We start from the raw sequence: 17509 nt of genomic DNA, 5'->3' as shown, positions 1-17509 counted from the left end.
TTAGCGCACTTCTGCGATCAGTTCGACCTCGACCGGGACGTTCAGCGGCAGCGCCGCCACCCCGACCGCGCTGCGCGCGTGCTTGCCCGCCTCGCCGAAGACCTCGCCGAACAGCTCGCTCGCCCCGTTGATCACCTGCGGCTGTCCGGTGAAGGCCGGATCGCTGGCGACGAACCCGACGACCTTCACGATGCGCACGACGTTCGACAGGTCGCCGACCACGGACTTCAGCGCGGCCAGCCCGTTCAGCGCGCACACCCTGGCCAGCTCCTTGGCCCGGTCGGGGTCGATCTCCGCGCCCACCTTGCCCTCGGCCAGGACCTTGCCCCCGGACACCGGCACCTGGCCGGAGACGTAGACGTGGTCGCCGCTGCGCAGGGCCGGTACGTAGGCCGCCACCGGCGGCACCACCTGCGGAAGCGTCAACCCCAGCTCGGCCAGCCGCTCCTCCGGGGTCATGCCTTCTCCCGCTTCATGTAGGCCACCAGTTGCTCCGGGTTGGGCCCCGGGATGACCTGGACCAGCTCGTAGCCCTCTTCGCCCCAGTTGTCGAGAATCTGCTTGGTGGCGTGGGTGAGCAGCGGCACCGTGACGTACTCCCATTTCTTCATGGGGTCACATTAGCGATCTGCACCCACGACCGGGGCTCCCGGCCGCCCGGTCAAGTAACCGTTCGGTAGCCTCGAAGCGTGAGCGCTCGTGACTCGGACTGGGACGGCGTCCGCCTGCATATCGTCACCGGCAAGGGCGGTACGGGCAAGACCACGGTGGCCGCCTCGCTGGCGCTCGCGCTGGCCGCGGGCGGGCGCAAGGTGCTGCTCGTGGAGGTCGAGGGCCGCCAGGGCATCGCCCAGGTCTTCGCCCTTCCACCGCTGCCGTACGAAGAACGCAGGATCGCCGTGGCCCCCGGCGGCGGTGATGTCTACGCGCTCGCCATCGATCCCGAAGAGGCGATGCTCGAATACCTGGAGATGTTCTACGGCCTGCGGCGCGCCGGCCGGGCGCTGACCAGGATGGGCGTCATCGACTTCGCCACGACCATCGCCCCGGGCCTGCGCGACGTGCTGGTGACCGGCAAGACCAGCGAGGCGGTCCGCCGTCGCGCCAAGAACGGCAGGCGCGTCTACGACGCCGTGGTGCTCGACGCGCCGCCCACCGGGCGGATCGCGCGTTTCCTCAACGTGACCCACGAGGTCGCCGGGCTGGCCAGGGTCGGCCCGATCAAACACCACGCCGACCTCGTGCGCGGCGTCATGGCCTCCCCCGAGACGGCGGTCCACTTCGTCACGCTGCTGGAGGAGATGCCGGTACAGGAGACCATCGACGGGGTCGCCGAGCTGCGCGCGGCCGGGCTGCCGCCGGGCGGGGTCTTCATCAACATGGTGCGGCCGGCCGGACTGCCCGGCTCCTACCTGGACGCCGCCCTGGAAGGCCGCTTCGACGTGGCCGAGCTCGCCCTCGGGCTGAAGGCGGCCGGGCTCGCCGACGGGCCGGGCGACGCCTCGGCGACCGCCGAGGCCCTGGCGGCGGAGGTGGCCGAGCACGCCCGCCGTATGCGGCTGGAGGGCGCGGAGCGCCGGACCCTCGCCGAGGTGGGCCTGCCGCGGTACGAGCTGCCGCTGCTGGCCGACGGCGTTGACCTGACCGGGCTGTACGAACTGTCCGAATCCATGACCACCCAGGGAGCCGCGTGAGCGCGAGGAAACCCCCGGCCCTGCGGATCGACGCGATCCTCGACGACCCCGCTACCCGCATCATCGTGTGCTGTGGCTCCGGCGGCGTCGGCAAGACCACCACGGCGGCGGCCCTCGGGCTGCGCGCCGCCGAGCGGGGCCGCACGGTCGTGGTCCTGACCGTCGATCCGGCGCGCCGGCTGGCCCAGTCGCTGGGCCTGACCGAGCTGGACAACACCCCGCGGCCGGTCGAGGGCATCACGGGCGAGGGCACCCTGCACGCGATGATGCTCGACATGAAGCGGACCTTCGACGAGATCATCGAGGCGCACGCCGATCCGGAGCGGGCCCGCATGATCTTGACCAACCCCTTCTACCAGTCACTGTCCTCCAGCTTCTCCGGCACGCAGGAGTACATGGCGATGGAGAAGCTGGGCCAGCTCCGCCGGTCCGGCGAATGGGACCTGATCATCGTGGACACCCCGCCCTCGCGCTCCGCGCTCGACTTCCTCGACGCGCCGGAACGGCTCGGGCGGTTCTTGGACGGCAAGCTCATCCGGGTGCTCTCCGCGCCCGCCAAGGCGGGCGGGCGCAGCGCCTTCAAGCTGCTCAACGCCGGGTTCGGCCTGGTGGCCGGGATGCTCACCAAGGTGCTCGGCGCGCAGGTGCTGAAGGACCTGCAGACCTTCGTCTCCGCACTGGACGCCGTCTTCGGCGGCTTCCGGCAGCGGGCCGAGCAGACCTACCGGCTGCTCCAGGCGCCCGGCACCGCGTTCCTCGTCGTGGCCGCGCCGGAGCGGGACGCGATGCGTGAGGCGTCCTACTTCGTCGAACGGCTGGCCGAGGAGCGCATGCCGCTCGCCGGCCTGGTGGTCAACCGCGCCCACGTCTCTCCGGCGGGCGCGCTGTCGGCCACCCGCAGCGCCGCCGCGGCCGAAGACCTGGAAGCGCGCGGGGAACACGAGCTGACCGCCGCCGTGCTGCGGCTGCACGCCGGGCGGATGCAACTCGGGGCCCGCGAACACCGCGAGCGCGACCACTTCGTCTCGGCACATCCCACGGTGCCGCTGGCTCAGGTGCCCGCCCTGCCGGTGGACGTCCACGACCTCACCGGACTGCGGGAGATCGGCGCCCTGCTGGCCACCTGACCGAGCGCTCCCGGCCGGGCTCTGCGCGGCCTTTCCCGACCGGACTGTTCGCGGTCGGCGGAGCTCAGCGGGCTGTGTGGCGGCCATAGCGGTATGGCAGCGTGGCGGGCTGTTGCGCGGCCGGTGGCGGGCCGGTGCGCGCCGGTGCGCACTCGGGGGCCACGGCCTGGTCGCGGCTTACCCGGCGACCAGCTCATTCGTGCGCTCGTACTGCTCCTTGGCCGTTTCGAGCAGGTCGCGCCAGGAGGACACGTCGGGTCGGCGCCGGAGCAGGGCGCGCCGCTCCCGCTCGGTCATGCCGCCCCAGACCCCGAACTCGATCCGGTTGTCCAGCGCATCGGCCAGGCACTCCGTACGGACAGGGCATCCTCGACAGATCAGCTTCGCCCGGTTCTGGGCGGCACCCTGGACGAACAGCGCGTCCGGATCCGCACCTCGACAGGCGGCACGGGAGGTCCAATCCGTGATCCACATTTCGACCCCACTCCCCTTCGGTGGTCAGTCGTCTTGTCGGCCGACGGGCGCGGGCGTCGAGCCTCCTTATTCAGTTGCCGCAGAGGAGAACGTACGCAACCAGACGTTCGGGCCGACAGCCCCCGGCTGGGCCAATTTCTTACATGGTCATCCCGGACCATGTGGCCGGGAATGACTAGTCACCCCTCTCCAGGGGAAGGGGGCCGGCACATGACTCGGTTCGGCAAATTGGACTTTGCATGCCGTTTAACGCACGAGGCCGTCGTACTCTTGAGCTTGTGCAAGCTCAGACCACAGATCGGTCGCCGCTGCTCTTGAACGTGTTACGGCTAACCGCCGCAGCCGCGATCACAGGCGTGCTCGCTGCGGCCGTGGCACTCCCGGCCGTCGGCGGGGCGGGCATCACCATCAAGTCCGCCACCGAAGGGCTACAACTGAAACCAGAGGCGCTGGCCGAGCCTCCGCTCCCGGAGAAATCCGTACTGCTCGACAGAGACGGCGATCCGTTCGCCCAGTTCTACTTCGAGAACCGCGAGTCGATCACGCTGGACCAGGTCGCCCCGGTCATGCGGGAGGCGATTGTGGCCATCGAGGACTTCCGCTTCTACGAACACGGGCCGATCGACCTGGAAGGCACCTTCCGCGCGCTGGTGACGAACCTCTCCAGCGGCGGGGTGAGCCAGGGCGGCTCGTCGATCACGCAGCAGTACGTCAAGCTCGTGCTCCTCAACAAGGCCGAGACCGATGCCGAGCGCAGGGCCGCGACCGCGACCACCTACCCGCGCAAGCTCGCCGAGCTGCGCTATGCGATGGCGCTAGAGAAAAAATACAGCAAGGACGAGATTCTTGAGCGCTATCTCAACATTTCGTACTTCGGCGCGGGTGCGTACGGCATCCAGGCCGCCGCCAAGCGGTTCTTCGACAAGCCGGCCGCCAAGCTGACCCTCGCGGAGGCGGCCACGCTGGCGGGAGCCGTCCAGAACCCCTCGGTCACCGACCCCAACGTCGGCAAGGCCAGCCGCAAGCGCCTCCTGGACCGCCGCAACATCGTGCTGGACCGGATGGCGGAGCTCGACAAGATCAGCGACCAGGAGGCGGCGGCTGCCAAGGCCAAGTCGCTCGGCTGGAAGGACGTGGACATCCCCGGCGGGTGCCACGAGAGCAAGTACCCCTATTTCTGCCTGTACGTCCAGCACGAGATGCTGACCAACGCCGCCTTCGGCAAGACCGAGTCGCAGCGCCGCAGGCTGCTCCGCGACGGCGGCCTGACCATCAAGACCACGCTCGACACCAAGATGCAGAAGGCGTCGGAGGAGGCCATCGGCCACTACGTCGACCCCGGCGACATGCCCGCCGCCTCACAGGCGATGGTCGTCCCCGGCACCGGCGAGATCAGGGCCATGGCGGCGAGCAGGAAGTTCGGTACGAGCAAGAAGAAGAACCAGATCAGCTACAACCTCCCCGCCGACCGGGCGCACGGCGGCGGCGCGGGCTTCCAGGCGGGTTCGACCTTCAAGGTGTTCACCCTGCTCACCGCGCTCGACCAGGGCATGAAGGTGGACGACGGCCTGAAGGCCCCCAACGCCTACCTCGCGCCCAGCGCCTCCGCCTTCAAGGACTGCGAGGGCAACTCCGTCGGCGCGATAAGCGGCCCACCGGCCCACAACTCCAGCGAGGGCACCGGCGGCTTCAAGAGCCTGTCCACCGGCACCTGGGGTTCGGTCAACACCTTCTTCCTGGCCCTTGAACAAAAGGTCGGCCTCTGCGAGGTCGTGACCATGGCCAAGAAGCTCGGCGCCAAGCGCGCCGACGGCGACTCGCTGCGCGAGGTCCAGACCTTCACCCTGGGCGTCAACGAGATGGACCCGGTCACCATGGCCAATTCCTACGCCACCATCGCCGCCAGGGGCGAGTACTGCCGGCCGATGGCGGTCACCGAGGTGCGCGACCGGTACGGCAAGGCCAAGCAGCACAAGCCCCGGTGCAAGCAGGTGCTCGACGAGGAGGTCGCCGACGCGGCCAGCCACATTCTGTCCGGCGTCTTCACAAAGGGCACCATGCAGGATGTGGGCGGCATCGGCAGGGACGCGGCGGGCAAGACCGGCACGACCGACGACTACACCGCGGCGTGGTTCGCCGGCTACACGCCCGACCTGTCATCGGCCGTCAGCATCGGCGACCCGCGCGGGGCCTTCCGGCACGACCTGGTGGGGGTGACCATCGGCGGGCGTTACTGGAGCTACGTCTACGGTGCGTCGATCTCCGGGCCCATCTGGAAGGAGTCGATGCTGAAGGCGCTCGAGGACATCGAGGCGAGTTCGTTCACGGCGATCAACATGGACCGCTTCGGCGGGTGCAGCACGGGCTGCGCGCCCAAGCCGCCCAAGGAGAAGAAGGAGGAGGGCGACGAGCGCGACGGCTTCCCGTTCCCCTTCCCCGAAGGCGACGACCTCCCCGACGAGGAGGAGCAGGACGACGGCCCCGACCCGGGCGGCCGGGACGACGGGCGGCCCGACGACTACCGGAACGACGGCCTCGGCGTTCCGCAGGACACGCCCGTCACGCCGTTCCAGTGACCCTCGCGGACCGGGGTACGGCTCGCCGTACCCCGGTTCATGGTGACGAGGACGTCACGGTGACAGGCGCGCGCGTACGGCCTGCGCGACCCGCCCGCCCTCGGCCCGGCCCGCGACCTTCGGCGTGAGGACCTTCATCACCTGGCCCATCGCCTTCGGCCCGGACGCGCCCGTCTCGGCGATCGCCTCGTCGGCCAGCCGCTCCAGCTCCTCGTCGGAGAGCTGCGCGGGCAGGTAGCCCTCGAGCACCGCGTGCTCGTCCATCTCGGCCTGCGACTGCTCCGTACGGCCCGCGCCGGCGAACGCCTCCGCCGCCTCCCGCCGCTTCTTCGCCTCCTTGGTCAGCACCTTGACGACCTCCTCGTCGGACAGCTCCCTGGCCGCCTTCCCGGAGACCTCCTCGGTGCTGATCGCCGCGAGGGCCATCCTGATCGTGCGGGTACGGACCTCGTCACGGCTCTTCATGGAGACCGACAGATCGGCCTTCAACTTGTCCTTCAGCGCGCTCATGCGCCTTATCTTGCCGCACCTTCTCGCCGTACCGGCCGGTCGCCACCGCGCGTGCCGCAGACGACACTGGCATGATGAACACGTGAGAAAAGCAGCAGCGATCCCCCTGTCCGTGCTGGGGCTGGGTGTGGCGGGCGTCGGGTACGCCGCCGTCGTCGAGCGCAACTGGTTCCGGCTGCGCCGCTTCGACGTGCCGGTGCTGCCCCCGGGACAGCGCCCGCTGCGCATCCTGCACCTCTCCGACCTGCACCTCACCCCGGGCCGGCGGCGGCTGATCGAGTGGGTGCGCTCGCTCGGCGACCTGCGCCCCGACCTGGTGGTCAACACCGGCGACTCCATCTCCCACCCGGACGCCATCCCCCCGCTGCTGCACGCCCTGGAGCCGCTGCTCACCCGCCCGGGCCTGTTCGTCTACGGCTCCAACGACATGTACGCCCCCGTGCCGAAGAACCCGGCCCGCTACCTCTGGCGCACCTCCAAGGGCGACCACCGCCGTAATGTGCCGTCCCTGCCCTGGGAGGAGCTGGGCGCCGCCATGGCCGCCGAGGGCTGGCTCGACATGAACAACACCACCGCCCGCCTCAAGGTCGGCGAGCTGGACATCGCCGTCGGCGGCATCCACGACTCCCACATCAACCGCGACCGCTACGACCTCATCGAGGGCCCGGCCCCGGCCGACGCCGACCTCCGCCTGGGCGTCATGCACTCCCCCGAGCCGCGCAACCTCACCCGCTTCGCCGCCGACGGCTACCAGCTCCTCCTGGCCGGCCACACCCACGGCGGCCAGCTCTGCATCCCCTTCTACGGCGCCCTGGTCACCAACTGCGGCATCGACCGCGCCCGCGTCAAGGGCCTCCACCGCCACGACGCCGCCTACCTGCACGTCTCCGCCGGCCTCGGCACCTCCCCGTACGCCCCGGTCCGCTTCGCCTGCTTCCCCGAGGCATCCCTCCTCACCCTGGTCCCCCGTCGTTGATCACCATCATTGACACAACCACCCCCGAAGTCCGCTAGACTTCTCGAAGCACGGGCCGCCAGGCCCGGGCCACCGGGGTGTAGCGCAGCTTGGCAGCGCGCTTCGTTCGGGACGAAGAGGCCGTGGGTTCAAATCCCGCCACCCCGACCCAGCACGACCGGACAGAGGGCTTGATCCGCTCAGCGGATCAGGCCCTTTTTCGTGCCCCCGCCGCCCTCGGCGATCTGGGCGCCGGGGACGCTGAGCGCTACTTCGGCGGTGTGTGCCGTGCCGTACCGCGAGAACCGGCGGCCAGGATGGCGAGCACTCCGATGATGAGGGGCGCCCAGCCGCCGGTGACCGGGAAGTAGAGGACGCACAGGATCAGGCCCATCGCCAGCAGGTACCAGCCGAACTGGGCGGGGAGGCGGCCGGTGACGCGGATGATGTGCCGGCCGAGCGTGCCCAGGGCGAGCATCGCGACGCCGCCGATCATGAACCAGACGTCCGCCTCGCGGGCGGTGTAGTCGGGGGCCTCGGGGTCGACGATGCTGCGGAAGAAGCCGTCGGCGGCGATGCCGGCCCAGTCGTTGGGCTGGAGGAAGGCCCAGATGAAGTGGAGCACCGCGACGGCGATGAGCAGGCGCGGGATCCAGCGGGTCAGGGTGCTCGCCTGAGGGGGGCTCGTGCGCGGGGTGGTCGTGGTGGTCATTCGGTTTCCGCCTCCTCGGGTGGGGCCAGGCGCAGGGCGCGCTGGTAGATGTCGCGCAGTTCGGTCGCGGAGATCGGCGGGATGACCTGCTGGCCGCCGATCAGGATCAGGTAGAGCAGCCTGGCCATGGGGGTGACGTCGGACTCCGGGCCGCCGAGGTCGCGCCACAGGACGCTCAGGTAGTCGATGCGCGTGCGGTCCACGCGCTCTTGGACCGCCCGTACGTCGGCGTCCACCAGGGCCCAGGCCCGGACGGCGGACTCCAGGCCCGCGCTGCCGCTTTCGACGTCCAGGACGATGTCGAGCAGCCGGCGCAGCCGGGCCGGGGCGGGCTCGCCGGAGCCCTCCACGGCGGTGATGAAGCGGGCGGTGTGCTCGGCCTCGAAGTGGGCGAGCAGGTCCTTGTGGTAGCCCGTCATGCCCTTGAAGTGGTGGTAGAACGAGCCCTTGGTGAGATCCAGCTCGCCGCACAGCCGTTCGATGGTCAGCGCCCGCGCGCCGTCGCGGGCGAGGATCTCAAGGCCGGTGTCCAGCCAGTCGCGTTGGGATGCCATGGCCGGTCACCCCGGCTCGGTCGCGAATTCGCTCATGGGCCATACCATACCTCATGGTATGGCCCCTAGCAGTAGGGCGTCAGGTAGAGTTGCGCCGTGCATCTTTACTTCCTCTGAGGACGACCCTCCGTCCGGCGACGCCGGGCGGACGCGTAGTCGTCTCTCACCCTTCAGGTTCCCCACCTCGCCACTGAGAGCTGCCGAGGTGCGCGCGAGCCTGCTCGCTCGGAGGAAGCATGTTCACCGATCCAACGCCGCATGCCCGCGCGCGTGCCCACCTCAACGCCACCGACCTGCATCTGGCCCGCGGTGGCCGCCCCGTCCTCACCGGGGTCGACCTGACCGTCTCGCCCGGAGTCCGGCTCGGAGTGGTCGGCGAGAACGGGCGCGGGAAGACCACCCTGCTCCAGGTGCTCGCCGGGACGCTGGTCCCGGACGCGGGCACGGTACACCGGTCCGGCACGCTGGGCGTCGCCGACCAGGAGATGCCGATCGCCGCCGACCGCACCGTCGGCGACCTCATCGACGTCGAACTCGCCCAGGTCCGCGCGGTGCTGCGGGCCTTCGACGAGGCCACGCTCGCGCTGGCCGCGGAGCGCCCGGAAGCCGGCCGGGCGTACACGGACGCGCTCGCCGCCGCGGAGGCCATCGACGCCTGGAACGCCGACCGGCGCGTCGATGTCTCGCTGGCCGCGCTGAGCGCGGTCACCGACCGCGCCCGGCCGCTGGCGACGCTGTCCGTGGGCGAGCGCTACCGGATCAGGCTGGCCTGCCTGCTGGGGGCCGGGCACGATCTGCTGCTGCTCGACGAGCCCACCAACCACCTCGACGCGGGCGGCCTGGACCACCTGACCGGCAGGCTGCGCGAGCACCCGGGCGGCGTGGTGCTGGTCAGCCATGACCGGGCGCTGCTGTCCGACGTGACCACCGCGATCCTGGACCTCGATCCGACCAGCGACGGACGCGCCCGGCTGTACGGGAGCGGCTACGACGGCTTCCGCGAGGCGCAGCGCGCCGAACGCGAGCGCTGGGAGACCGCCTACCGCGACCAGCGGCTCGAACGGCAGCGCCTGGCGCAGGACCTCTCCGCGGCCCAGAACCGGCTGTCCACCGGATGGCGGCCGGACAAGGGCACCGGCAAGCACACCCGCGCCACCCGCGCGCCCGCCCTGGTCCGGGCGGTGCACCGGCGGCAGGAGGCCATGGAGGCGCACGTCATCGACGTGCCGGAGCCGCCGCTGCGGTTCCAGATGCCGCCGCTGGACGCGCCCGCCGGGGCCACCCTGCTGCGGGCCGACGACGTGGTGGCCCACGGCCGGTTCGAGTCGCCCTGTTCGGTACACCTGCGCGGCGGCGACCGCCTGGTGGTCACCGGCCCCAACGGTTCGGGCAAGTCGAGCCTGCTCGCGGTGCTCGCCGGGACGCTCGCCCCGGACGCGGGCGCCGTGCAGCGCAGGCGCGGCGCGCGTGTCGGCCTGCTCGCCCAGGAGTCCCCGCCGCCCTCGCGGCGGCGGGCGTTCGAGGTGTACGAGGCCGTCGCGGCTCGTGCCGGCACCGAGGCCATCGGCCTCGCCCGCCTCGGCCTGCTGCCCGCCGACGCCGCCCACCGCCCGGTGACCGAGCTGTCCATCGGCCAGCGGCGCCGCCTGGACCTGGCCCTGCTGCTGGCCGCCCGCCCCCAGGTCATCCTGCTCGACGAGCCCACCAACCACCTGTCCATGACCCTCGTCGAAGAACTGGCCGACGCGCTCGCCACCACCGGAGCCGCCGTGGTCCTCGCCACTCACGACCGCCGGCTGCTGCGCGACACCGTCGGCTGGCCCCGCCTCCAGCTCTGACCGTCGCGCCGAGCAGGCTCTTGACATCGAATGCATCCAGTGGATACTTGGGATCCAAAGTTGGTGACGAGAGAAGAGAGCCGTGCTGGAACCGCTGCAGATCACACTCCTCGCCGTGGCGGGCTTCCTGGCCGGCGCCGTGAACGGGGTGGCCGGAGGTGGTTCGCTCATCTCGTTTCCGGCGCTCCTGGCCATGGGGTACTCGCCGGTGGCGGCCAACGTCACCAGCGCGCTCACCACGTTGCCCGGCTATCTGGGCGGGCTCGCCGGATACCGGGACGAGTTGCCCGCGATCGGCGGGCGGGTGCTGCGCCTGGCCGCGGTGACCGTCGCGGGGGCGGCCTGCGGGTCGGCGATCCTGCTGGTGGCGCCGCAGGAGCAGTTCACGTCCGTGGTGCCGGTGCTGGTGCTCGCGTCCGTGGCGGCGCTGGCCTTGCAGGGGGTGGTGGCGCGGCGGCTCGCCAAGGCCAGGGCGGCGGACGGCGGGCGCGGGCTGCTCGCCGCGCAGTTCGTGGTCTCGGTCTACGGGGGCTACTTCGCCGCCGGGCTCGGCGTGATGATGCTCGCCGTGCTCGGCGCGTTCGTGGCCGAGAACCTGCACCGGCTCAACGCGCTCAAGGGCGCGCTGTCGCTGATCGTCGGATCGGTCTCGGCGCTCGCCTTCACGGTGTTCGGGCCGGTGCAGTGGCTGCCCGTCACGGTGATGTCGCTGGCCGGGCTGGCCGGCGGGCGGGGCGGCGTCGTCCTCGCCCGCCGGGTGTCCCCCGAGATCCTCCGCTGGCTCGTCGTCTCCGCCGGGCTCGTCCTGTCCGTCGCGCTCTTCCTGAGGTGACCATGCTTCCCGACCGAACCGACCTGCTCATCTCGGGCACGTACCTGATCTCGATGGACCCGGACGTGGGCGACCTCCCGCGCGCCGACGTCCTGGTCCGTGACGGGCGGATCGCCGAGGTCGCCCCGCACGACCCCGGCCGCGCGGCCGGTGACGCCCAGGTCATCGACGCGGGCCGGACGGTGACCCTCCCCGGGTTCGTGGACACCCACTGGCACCTGTGGAACTCGCTGCTGCGCGGCACGGTCGGCGACCGGCCGGGCCGGGACTACTTCACCGTCAAGCGGGCGCTCGCGCCGCACTTGACGGTGGACGACTTCTACTGGGCGGCCAGGTTCGGGCTGGCCGAGGCGATCGGCGGCGGCATCACCACCGTGCACAACTTCGACCACAACGTACGCGGGCCGCGGGACGCCGACGCCAACATCCGGGCGCACCTGGACTCCGGCCTGCGCGGGCGCTTCTCCTACGGCCCGCCCGACTCGGCCGGACCGGACGCCACCAACGACCTCGACGACCTGGCCGCGCTGCGCGCCCGCTGGCCCTCCTCGCTGCTGGACGGCAGGCTGGACTTCGGCGTCGCGCTGCGCGGGCCGTACCGGACGCCGCCCGCCGTCTACGAGCGGGAGTGGGCGGCGGCCCGCTCGCTCGGCCTGCCGATCACCATGCATTGCGACCGCTGCCTGCGCGAGGAAGGCTGCCGCGCCTGCGGCCTGACCCGCCTCGCGGACCTCGGCCTGCTGGGCGAGGACGTGCAGATCATTCATGCCGTCCACGCGAGCGAGGACGACATCGGGGCGCTGGCCCGCACCCGTACGCGGGTGTCGGTCAGCCCGATGACCGAACTGCGCACCATGGGCTTCCCGCTGATCAGCGAACTCATCGAGGCCGGCGTGCGCCTCTCGCTGTCCCTGGACACCCTCGCCATGCCCACCAGCGCCGACATCCTCGGGCACCTGCGCGCCATCGTCTCCATCGAGGCCGCCCGCACCGGCTCACCGGCCGTGACACCGCGCCGGCTGCTCAAGCTGGCGACGCTCGACGGCGCCGAGGACCTCGGGATCGGCGACGTCACCGGCTCCATCACGAACGGCAAGCGCGCGGACATCGTGATCCTGCGCCTGTCCGACGTCAACCTGCTCCCCTCGGGCGACCCGGCCGAGGGGCTCGTCTACACCGGTCAGATCGACAACATCGACACCGTCATCGCCGACGGCCGCGTGCTCAAGCGGCACGGCAGGCCGGTGCTCGCCGAGGGCGGTCCCGACCCCGTCGCCATGGCCGAGGCCCGCAGGGACGCCCTGCTCGAAAGGGCCGCGGCGGCGGGCGACTGGCCCTCCACTCCAGAAAGCGGCTCCACCCCCGAAAGAAGCCTGCCATGAGCGCCACCCCCGTCGCCCGGACGACGTCCCGGCACGAAACCCTCACCCCACGTGCCGCGGTCGCGATGTTCGGCCTGCTGCTGCTCGCCTACGCGGTCAACGCCATGGACCGCATGGTCTTCCCCGTGCTGCTGGTCGAGGTCCGCAGCGAGTACGGCTTCAGCCTGGAGGCGGCCGGACTCCAGGCCACCGTCTTCGCCCTGGGCATGGGCCTGGCCGGGCTGCCCGCCGGACGGCTGGAGCGGATGTTCGGCCGGCGGCGGACGATCGTCGCGGGCACCCTGCTGTTCTCCGTGGCGACCGCCCTGACCGCGGCCTCCACCGGCTTCGCGGACATGCTGCTGTGGCGCGTCCTGTCCGGGGTCGGCGAGGCGCTCCAGCTCGCCGCGATCATCACGGTGGCCTCCAGCGCGTTCCCGGCCCGGCGCGGCGTGGCGATCGGCAGCATCAACATGGCGTTCGCCGCCGGGTCGGTGATCGGCCCGTCCTTCGGCAGCAGCCTGATGGAGAGCTACGGGACCTGGCGGGCTCCGATGATCGCGTACGCGGCGATCGGCGTCGCGCTCGCGCTGGCCACGCTCCTGCTGGTGTCGCCGCGGCTCACCGAGGCCAGGGCGGCGGCCGGCGTGGTCCGCCACATCGGCGGCGCGGCCACGCTGCTGGCCCGCAACCCGCTGGTACTGGCCGCCATCATCGTGCTGTTCGGGCTCGCCGACTTCGCCTTCATCGGCATGTACGCCAGCTACCTGCGGGAGGAGCTGGGCTTCGGCTCCGGCGCGGCCGGATTCGTGGTCGGGCTGTCCGGGCTGGCGGCGTTCGCCTCACCGCTCGGCGGTCACCTGGTCGACCGGTGGAGCCCGCGGGCCGTGCTCGCGCTGCTCAACCTGGGCGTCGCGGCCTGCGGGTGCGCGCTGTTCCTCGGGTCGCCGGGGATGGCCTGGCAGTCGGTCTTCTCGTTCCTGTTCGGGCTGTTCGCCAGCAGCGGCGTGTACGTCGCGGCGGCCGGCTACCTGGTCAAGGCGGTGGACGCCAAGGGCGTGAGCCGCGCCGCCGGCGTGTTCGTGACCTGCGTCTACGTGGCGGCCAGCGCCGCCGGGCTGCTGTTCAGCAGCCTTACCTCCGCGGCCGGGTGGACCACCGCCGCGATGATCCAGATCGTCGGCTTCTCGGTGGCCGGCGCGGCCCTGGCGCTCGCCCTGCGCCCGCATCTGTTCAGCACGACCGACACCTCAGGGGATCACTCATGACCACTTCCCTGCTCTGGCGGCTCCCCCAGGCCGCCGTGCCCGTCACCGGCCGCCCGGAGGCGTTCCCGGTCCGGCGCGTCTACTGCGTCGGGCGCAACTACGTCGATCACATCCGGGAGATGGGCGAGGGCGACGAGCGCGACGACCCGTTCTTCTTCCAGAAGCCCGCGGACGCCGTGGTCACGGACGGCTCCGCCGTACCGTATCCGCCGCACACCGGCGACCTGCAGTTCGAGGGCGAACTTGTGGTCGCCGTCGGCAGGGAGGGCGCGGACGTCGCCGCCTCCGACGCGCTCGGCCACGTCTTCGGGTTCGCCGCAGGGATCGACCTGACCCGGCGCGACCGGCAGCGGGACTGCCGGGCCATGGCGCACCCGTGGGAGGCCGGCAAGTCCTTCGACCACTCCGCGCCGTGCGGCCCCATCGTGCCCGCCGCCGAGGCCACCGGAACGCTGGACGGTGAGCTGCGGCTGACCGTCAACGGCGAACTCCGCCAGCGCACCGGCCTGGACCTGATGGTGTGGAAGGTCCCCGAGATCATCAGCCACCTGTCCCGCTCCTACCGGCTGATGCCGGGCGACCTCATCTACACCGGCACCCCGGCGGGAGTCGCCGCGGTGGGCCCCGGTGACCTGATCCGCGTCGAGATCACCGGCCTGCCCGCCCTGACCGTGACCATCCGATGAGCCACCTGAAGGAGACACCCATGCGTCCCAGCGAACGGCTTGAGTACGACCCCATCGAGGGCCGCCCGGCGCGCACGCTGCCCGGCGGCGGCCGGATGGTGGTGTGGGTCATCGTCAACGTGGAGACCTGGTCCGACACCGACCCGATGCCCCGTACCGTGCTCACCCCGCCCGCGGGCGGCATCCCGGCCCCCGACGTGCCGAACTGGGCCTGGCACGAGTACGGCAACCGGGTCGGCTTCTGGCGCATGATGCACGCGCTGGACCGCCAGGGGGTGCGGGCCGCGCTGGCGATCAACGGCCAGGCGGTGGAGCACTACCCGCAGATCACCAAGGCCGCGCTGGAGCGCGGCTGGGAGTTCGTCGGCCACGGGTTCACGCAGAAGAACATGCAGAAGGTCGCCGACGAGCGGGCGGACATCCGGGCCACCACCGAGGCGATCGAGTCCGCCACCGGGGCACGGCCGCGCGGCTGGCTGGGCCCGGGGCTCACCGAGACCTGGGAGACCCCGGACATCCTCGCCGAGGAGGGGTACGAGTACGTCTGCGACTGGGTCCTCGACGACCAGCCGGTGGAGCTGGCCACGCGGACCACGCCCATCGTGAACGTCCCGTACACGCAGGAGTGCAACGACGTCGCGATGATGCTGATCCAGCATCACCCGGCCCGCGAGTACTACCAGCGGGCGATCGACCAGTTCGACCAGTTGTACGCGGATTCGGCGGACTCCGCGCGGGTCATGGCGCTGGTGGTGCACCCGTACATCATGGGCGCCCCGCACCGGCTGAAGTACTTCGAGCAGGCCCTGCACCACATCCGGGGACACCGGGACGTGGAATTCTGGACCGGGGAGCAGATCCTCGACTGGTACCGTGCCACCTCACCCGGGCGCTGACCCCCGGCAGCGGCCGGAAACCCGCCCGCGGCCGGACCTCCTGTAAGGATCAAGCTTTTTGCACACGGCGTATACTAACCGCGTGCCCAGCTCTCCCGAACCCCGGCCGGGCAGTGCCCAGGCGGTGTACGCGGAGCTGCGCCGCCGGTTCGCGGCCGGTGAATACGCGCCCGGCCAGCGGCTCACCGAGGCCGTGCTGGCCGCCGAGCTGAGCGTCAGCCGCACCCCGGTCCGTCAGGCGCTGGGCAGGCTGCTGACCGACGGCCTGGTGGTCCCGGCCGCCAGGGGCGTCGCCGTCGCGGCGCTCACCGCCGCCGAGGCCGGTCACCTGTTCGTGCTGCGCGGCCGGCTCGAAGCCCTGGCGGCCGAGCTGGCCGCCACCCGGCAGAAGGAGGGCCGGCTCGCGCCCGCCGAGATCGACGCGCTGGACGAGGCCGTCGACCGGGTCGAGGCCGCGGTGCGCGCGCACGACCCGCGCGCCTCCGCGCAGGCCAACCTGGCCCTGCACCGGGCCATCGGCGCGGCGGCCGGCAACCCGTTCCTGGAAGACGCCCTGCACCGGGTGTGGGACCGCATCGCGGTCACCACCGTGGCCAACCTCGACGACCCGCACTGGGCCGACGCGATCACCGAGCAGCACCGCGCGATCATCGCCGGCATCCGTGCGGGCGACCCGCAGGCCGCCGGGGAGGCGGCCCTGTCCCACATCCAGGCGGCCGGTCGCGCCTACCGGCCCCTCGACCACTGACGGACGCCTCACGGCACGAACCGGTAGCCCATCCCCGGCTCGGTGATCAGGTGGGCGGGGTGGCCCGGGTCCGGTTCGAGCTTGCGGCGAAGCTGCGCCATGTACTGCCGCAGGTAGTGCGACTCCTTGACGAACTTCGCGCCCCACACCTCGGTCAGCAGGTGCCGGTGGGCGATCAGCTTGCCCGGGTTGCGCAGCAGGATCTCCAGGATGTGCCACTCGGTCGGGGTCAGCCGCACGTCGCCGGAGACGGTCTTGCCGACGAGGTCCACGACGTGGTCGCCGACGCGTACCAGCGCGCTCTCCGACTCGGTCACCGCCGAGCGCCGGGAGACCGCGCGGACGCGGGCGAGCAGTTCGTCGATCCCGAACGGCTTGGTCACGTAGTCGTCGGCGCCCGCGTCCAGGGCCTCGACCTTGTCCCGATTGGCGGCCCGGCCGGACAGCACGATGATCGGCACGCTGGTCCAGCCGCGCAGGCCGTGGATCACGTCGATGCCGTCGAGGTCGGGCAGCCCGAGGTCGAGCAGCACCAGGTCGGGGTGGAAGGAGGCGGCCTGGCGCAGCGCCGAGCCGCCGTCGGCGGCGACCGCGACCTCGTAGTGCCGGGCGGCCAGGTTGATCCGCAGCGCCCGCAGGATCTGGGGTTCGTCGTCCACGACGAGGACGCGGGTCATGCCGCTACCCCGGTACGGCCGGTGACCGGCAGCGTGAGGATCATCGTCAGCCCGCCTCCTGGTGTGTCCTCCGGGGTCAGTGTGCCGCCCATCGCCTCGGCCAGGCCGCGGGACAGGGCCAGGCCAAGCCCGACGCCGGTGTGGTTGTCCCGGTCGCCGAGCCGCTGGAACGGCATGAACACCCGCTCGTGGTCCTCCTGCGGGATGCCGGGGCCGCGGTCGATGATCCGGATCTCCACTCCGGAGCCGTGCCCGCTCGCCCGGACCAGTACCGGCCGCCCGTCGGGGCTGTAGCGCACGGCGTTGGCGATCACGTTCACCAGCACCCGTTCCAGCAGCACCGGATCGGCGGTGACCTCCGGCAGGTCGGCCGGGATGTCGCAGGTCACCCGGCCGCGCGCGGTCCCGAGGTCGTCGATCGCGCGGGGCACCACCTCGTCCAGGGCGAGCGCTTGCGGCGACGCGCCGAGTACGCCTGCCTGGAGTCTGCTCATGTCCAGGAGGTTGGCGACCAGGCGGTCCAGGCGGGCGAGGGATTCGTGGGCGGTGTCGAGGAGTTCGGCGCGGTCGGCGGGACTCCAGTGGACGTCGGTGGCGCGCA

General features: G+C 71.7%; 19 protein-coding genes and 1 tRNA gene. 12 read left to right on the top strand and 8 right to left on the bottom strand.

Annotation, left to right across the window (positions count from 1 at the left end; translation table 11 throughout):
* Positions 1–459, bottom strand: coding sequence for a RidA family protein (locus tag ACH34R_RS33505; RefSeq protein WP_397565568.1), 459 nt, complete (start codon positions 457–459; stop codon positions 1–3).
* Positions 456–611: a hypothetical protein gene (locus ACH34R_RS33500; protein ID WP_199537050.1), complete on the bottom strand. Its 156-nt coding sequence runs from the start codon at positions 609–611 to the stop codon at positions 456–458. Before ACH34R_RS33500 ends, ACH34R_RS33505 begins: the two co-directional genes overlap by 4 nt.
* A 78-nt stretch (positions 612–689) precedes the next feature.
* Between ACH34R_RS33500 and ACH34R_RS33495 the strand changes: the two genes are divergently transcribed.
* Both ACH34R_RS33495 and ACH34R_RS33490 read left to right on the top strand, forming a co-directional pair.
* Positions 690–1694: an ArsA-related P-loop ATPase gene (locus ACH34R_RS33495; protein ID WP_397565567.1), complete on the top strand. Its 1005-nt coding sequence runs from the start codon at positions 690–692 to the stop codon at positions 1692–1694.
* On the top strand, positions 1691–2821 hold the full coding sequence (locus ACH34R_RS33490) for an ArsA family ATPase (RefSeq protein WP_397565566.1): 1131 nt from the start codon (positions 1691–1693) through the stop codon (positions 2819–2821). The genes ACH34R_RS33495 and ACH34R_RS33490 overlap by 4 nt, the downstream gene beginning before the upstream one ends.
* Positions 2822–2998: 177 nt before the next feature.
* Here the strand turns inward: ACH34R_RS33490 and ACH34R_RS33485 are convergent, their stop codons facing one another.
* Positions 2999–3295 (bottom strand): WhiB family transcriptional regulator, encoded by a 297-nt coding sequence (locus ACH34R_RS33485; RefSeq protein WP_111168836.1) that lies wholly within the window; start codon positions 3293–3295, stop codon positions 2999–3001.
* Positions 3296–3651: 356 nt separating this feature from the next.
* Between ACH34R_RS33485 and ACH34R_RS33480 the strand changes: the two genes are divergently transcribed.
* Positions 3652–5871 carry a transglycosylase domain-containing protein gene (locus ACH34R_RS33480; RefSeq protein ID WP_397565565.1) on the top strand — a complete coding sequence of 740 codons (2220 nt, stop codon included), beginning with the start codon at positions 3652–3654 and terminating at the stop codon, positions 5869–5871.
* 54 nt (positions 5872–5925) lie between these two features.
* On the opposite strand, the gene ACH34R_RS33475 is transcribed toward ACH34R_RS33480, so the two are convergent.
* On the bottom strand, positions 5926–6381 hold the full coding sequence (locus ACH34R_RS33475; protein WP_397565564.1) for a GatB/YqeY domain-containing protein: 456 nt from the start codon (positions 6379–6381) through the stop codon (positions 5926–5928).
* A gap of 82 nt (positions 6382–6463) precedes the next feature.
* Here ACH34R_RS33475 and ACH34R_RS33470 point away from each other — a divergent pair, with 82 nt between their 5' ends.
* Both ACH34R_RS33470 and ACH34R_RS33465 read left to right on the top strand, forming a co-directional pair.
* Positions 6464–7357: a metallophosphoesterase gene (locus ACH34R_RS33470; protein WP_397565563.1), complete on the top strand. Its 894-nt coding sequence runs from the start codon at positions 6464–6466 to the stop codon at positions 7355–7357.
* A gap of 73 nt (positions 7358–7430) precedes the next feature.
* Positions 7431–7504, top strand: a tRNA-Pro gene (locus ACH34R_RS33465).
* Positions 7505–7604: 100 nt separating this feature from the next.
* On the opposite strand, the gene ACH34R_RS33460 is transcribed toward ACH34R_RS33465, so the two are convergent.
* Positions 7605–8048 carry a DUF6463 family protein gene (locus tag ACH34R_RS33460; protein ID WP_397565562.1) on the bottom strand — a complete coding sequence of 148 codons (444 nt, stop codon included), beginning with the start codon at positions 8046–8048 and terminating at the stop codon, positions 7605–7607.
* Positions 8045–8602, bottom strand: a complete 558-nt coding sequence (locus ACH34R_RS33455) for a TetR/AcrR family transcriptional regulator (RefSeq protein WP_397565561.1) — start codon at positions 8600–8602, stop codon at positions 8045–8047. Before ACH34R_RS33455 ends, ACH34R_RS33460 begins: the two co-directional genes overlap by 4 nt.
* Before the next feature lie 236 nt (positions 8603–8838).
* Here ACH34R_RS33455 and ACH34R_RS33450 point away from each other — a divergent pair, with 236 nt between their 5' ends.
* From ACH34R_RS33450 to ACH34R_RS33420, 7 genes are all read left to right on the top strand, one after another.
* A complete protein-coding gene (locus ACH34R_RS33450) occupies positions 8839–10440 on the top strand; it encodes an ABC-F family ATP-binding cassette domain-containing protein (RefSeq protein ID WP_397565560.1) in 1602 nt (533 codons plus the stop codon).
* A gap of 82 nt (positions 10441–10522) precedes the next feature.
* A complete protein-coding gene (locus ACH34R_RS33445) occupies positions 10523–11272 on the top strand; it encodes a sulfite exporter TauE/SafE family protein (RefSeq protein ID WP_397565559.1) in 750 nt (249 codons plus the stop codon).
* Positions 11273–11274: 2 nt separating this feature from the next.
* A complete protein-coding gene (locus ACH34R_RS33440; RefSeq protein WP_397565558.1) occupies positions 11275–12654 on the top strand; it encodes an amidohydrolase family protein in 1380 nt (459 codons plus the stop codon).
* Entirely contained in the window at positions 12651–13901 is a 1251-nt protein-coding gene (locus ACH34R_RS33435) for an MFS transporter (RefSeq protein WP_397565557.1), read from the top strand. Before ACH34R_RS33440 ends, ACH34R_RS33435 begins: the two co-directional genes overlap by 4 nt.
* Positions 13898–14587: a fumarylacetoacetate hydrolase family protein gene (locus tag ACH34R_RS33430; RefSeq protein WP_397565556.1), complete on the top strand. Its 690-nt coding sequence runs from the start codon at positions 13898–13900 to the stop codon at positions 14585–14587. The genes ACH34R_RS33435 and ACH34R_RS33430 overlap by 4 nt, the downstream gene beginning before the upstream one ends.
* 20 nt (positions 14588–14607) lie before the next feature.
* Positions 14608–15483, top strand: coding sequence for a polysaccharide deacetylase family protein (locus ACH34R_RS33425; protein WP_397565555.1), 876 nt, complete (start codon positions 14608–14610; stop codon positions 15481–15483).
* A gap of 82 nt (positions 15484–15565) precedes the next feature.
* Entirely contained in the window at positions 15566–16231 is a 666-nt protein-coding gene (locus tag ACH34R_RS33420; RefSeq protein ID WP_397565554.1) for a GntR family transcriptional regulator, read from the top strand.
* A gap of 8 nt (positions 16232–16239) precedes the next feature.
* Here the strand turns inward: ACH34R_RS33420 and ACH34R_RS33415 are convergent, their stop codons facing one another.
* Entirely contained in the window at positions 16240–16908 is a 669-nt protein-coding gene (locus tag ACH34R_RS33415; RefSeq protein WP_397565553.1) for a response regulator, read from the bottom strand.
* Positions 16905–17509, bottom strand: a 605-nt coding sequence (locus tag ACH34R_RS33410) for a sensor histidine kinase (RefSeq protein WP_397565552.1), incomplete at its 5' end; no start/stop codon positions are given. The genes ACH34R_RS33410 and ACH34R_RS33415, both read right to left, overlap by 4 nt.

It is taken from the genome of Spongiactinospora sp. 9N601 (assembly GCF_044326295.1).
Classification (GTDB): Bacteria; Actinomycetota; Actinomycetes; order Streptosporangiales; family Streptosporangiaceae; genus Spongiactinospora; species Spongiactinospora gelatinilytica.
This window is presented reverse-complemented; position numbering and strand designations above follow the sequence as displayed.